We start from the raw sequence: 2,427 nt of genomic DNA, 5'->3' as shown, positions 1-2,427 counted from the left end.
TGTCACCGATCGCCGTTATGGCGCCAATCCGTGATCGGCGTATAGGCGCCACGTGAAGATCGGTGTAATGGCGCCAGCGCCGGATCGGCGTAAAGGCGCCAGCAGGTGATCGCCGTATAGGCGCCACTGCACGATCGGCGTAAAGGCGCCAGCAGCCGGCGCCGAGGGGACAGAAACAGCGTTTCGAACTTCCATCCACCGGGCTTACCCTGCCGAGTTTTTTTCGGCCGGGGAGTCCATGAGCAAACGGAGGTTCGAGATGTATCAATACCGACAGGTCCTGGTGCGCATGCGCCAGGGAGACACCGACCGCGACATCGAGCGGTCGGGGCTGATGGGGCGCAAGAAGCTCTCGCGACTGCGCAAGACCGCGCAGGATCACGACTGGCTGGCGGCGGAGCGTGCGCTCCCGGAGGACGCCGAGCTGGCGGCGGTGTTCCAGGAACGGCCGCTACCGGCGAGTTGCGTATCGAGTCTGGTCGATCACCGCGAGCGGATCACCGCCTGGGTTCAAGCCGGCGTTGCCGGCACCGCGATTCACGCCGCCTTGGTCAGGAACCACGGTTACGCGGGGAGCTACTCCTCGGTCCGGCGCCTGCTGCAGGCGATCGACGCGAGCACGCCGAAGGCGTCGACCTGCCGCCTCGACTTCGAACCGGGTGAGGCAGGCCAGGTCGATTTCGGCGCCGGCCCGGTGATCACCGATGCGATGACCGCAGTGAGCGGCAAGACGTGGTTCTTCGTCATGACGCTGGCGTGGAGTCGGCACCAGTACGTCGAGTTCGTCCGCGACCAGACGGTCGAGACCTGGCTGGCCTGCCACCGCAATGCGTTCCAGTGGTTCAACGGCGTCGTCGCCCGGGTCATCATCGACAACCCCAAGTGCGCGATCACCCGCGCCTGCACCCGCGACCCCGAGGTGCAGCGCGCCTACGCCGAGTGTGCCGAAGGATTCGGTTTCAGAATCTCGCCGTGTCCGCCTGCCGATCCGCGTAAGAAAGGGATCGTCGAGTCGGGCGTCAAATATGTCAAACGCAACTTCCTGCCGCTGCGCGAGTTCAGGAGCCTCGCCGACGCCAACCGGCAGGTGGCCCGAGTGGATCATGGCCGAGGCCGGCAACCGCTGCCACGGGACGACGCGCGAGCAGCCGCTGACGCGCTTTGCCGCGGTCGAGCAGGCGCTCCTGCTGCCGCTGCCGGCGGTGCCGCCGGTCCTGGCCACTTGGGTGAAGGTGAAGGTCCATCCCGATACGCACGTCAAATTCGGACTGTGCCTCTACTCGGTGCCGTTCCGCCTCGTCGGGCAGGAACTGTGGCTACGGGCGACGCACACCTCGGTACAGGTGTTCCACGCGCACCAGCTCATCGCCAGTCATCCGCGGCTGAAGGATCCGGGGCGCCGCTCGACGGTGCGCGACCATCAGCCGCCGCAGGCGCAGGCCTATCAGCTGCACGATCCGCAGTGGTGCCTTGAGGCCGCGACCCGGATCGGTTCGGCCTGCGCGGCGCTGATCGAGGCGCTCTTTGCCGACCGCGTCCTCGACAACCTGCGGGCCGCCCAGGGCATCGTCCGTCTGGCCAAGACCTACGGCAGCGCGCGCCTGGAGGCCGCCTGCGTGCGGGCGCTGTCGTTCGGCAGTCCGCGCTATCGCACGGTCAAGACGATCCTCGCCAAGGGGCTCGACCAACAGGCGGCGCAGAGCTCGTTCGATGCGCTGGCCGAGACCTATACCCGCGGCGGGCGCTTCTGCCGCGACACCAAATCCTTGCTGACCCACTAAAGGCGCATCACCATGAATCCGATTCCCGAACTCACTCCGCTCCTCAAGCAACTGCGCCTGTCCGGCATCCTCGATTCGCTCGACCTCCGGAACCGTCAGGCGATCGAGGGCAAACTCGCCTACACCGAATTCCTCTCCCTCCTGATCGGCGACGAGGTCGCCCGGCGCGACCAGAAGAAGCTGTCGATGCGCCTGCGCCGCGCCAATTTCCGCGGCGAGAAGACGATCGAGGCGTTCGACTTCGACCGTCTGCCCCACTTGAACCGCAGCCTGATCCAGGACCTCGCCACCGGTCGCTATCTCGCCGAGAAGGTGGCCATCCTGATCGCCGGTCCCTGCGGCACCGGCAAGAGCCATCTGGCGCAGGCGCTCGGCCATTGCGCGGTGCGCCAAGGCCACGACGTCCTCTTCACGACGCAGACCCAGCTCGTCGGCTCCCTCCACGCCGCGCGCGCCGTCGGCAGCTTCGAGCGGCGCTTCCAGCAGCTCGCGCGCGTGCCCCTCCTTGTCGTCGACGACTTCGGCCTCAAACCGCTTCGCCCGCCGCACGACGAGGATTTCCACGACCTCGTCGCCGAGCGCTACGAGCGCGCATCGACGATCGTCACCAGCAACCTCTAATGCGGTGCACCGCATTAGAGGTTTA

2 pseudogenes are annotated in these 2,427 nt (G+C 66.8%); both read left to right on the top strand.

Going from position 1 to position 2,427, the window contains the following annotated elements:
* Nucleotides 1–259 precede the first annotated feature (259 nt).
* Nucleotides 260–1,781: pseudogene (istA, locus tag GO606_RS00795) on the top strand (IS21 family transposase).
* Nucleotides 1,782–1,793: 12 nt separating this feature from the next.
* Nucleotides 1,794–2,399 (top strand): annotated as a pseudogene (gene istB / locus GO606_RS00790) (IS21-like element helper ATPase IstB); the annotation flags it as partial.
* Nucleotides 2,400–2,427 lie beyond the last annotated feature (28 nt).

It is taken from the genome of Aromatoleum anaerobium (assembly GCF_012910705.2).
Lineage (GTDB): Bacteria > Pseudomonadota > Gammaproteobacteria > Burkholderiales > Rhodocyclaceae > Aromatoleum > Aromatoleum anaerobium.
This window is presented reverse-complemented; position numbering and strand designations above follow the sequence as displayed.